Source organism: Paraliomyxa miuraensis (assembly GCF_026337845.1).
Classification (GTDB): Bacteria; Myxococcota_A; Polyangia; order Nannocystales; family Nannocystaceae; genus Paraliomyxa; species Paraliomyxa miuraensis.
This window is the reverse complement of record NZ_JAOVZF010000035.1, coordinates 1-279: the sequence shown is the minus strand read 5'-3', so window position 1 is coordinate 279 and position 279 is coordinate 1. Positions and strand designations below refer to the sequence as shown.

The 279-nt window shown below is 72.4% G+C and carries 1 protein-coding gene; it reads right to left on the bottom strand.

Annotation, left to right across the window (positions count from 1 at the left end; translation table 11 throughout):
• Positions 1-246, bottom strand: a 246-nt coding sequence (locus tag OEB96_RS00145; RefSeq protein ID WP_266213347.1) for a hypothetical protein, incomplete at its 3' end; no start/stop codon positions are given.
• Between the last annotated feature and the right edge of the window lie 33 nt (positions 247-279).

Below are 279 nucleotides of genomic sequence, written 5' to 3'. Positions count from 1 at the left end.
TGTAGTGGCGCCGGTGGCCTCGGGCTTCCGCCCCCCGCGAACCAGCCTCATGAGTTCCTCGACCGCTCCCGCCGCGTCTACGACTGCCTCGGGCTCGGCCCAGCCGTCCTCGCTGGTGCGCTCCTCGGCGCCCACGGGCTCGCCTGCTCGGCGTTCCTCTTCGACGGCCTCGATGTCCTCTTGGTCCTCGGGCCCTGTAGTGGCGCCGGTGGCCTCGGGCTTCCGCCCCCCGCGAACCAGCCTCATGAGTTCCTCGACCGCTCCCGCCGCGTCTACGAC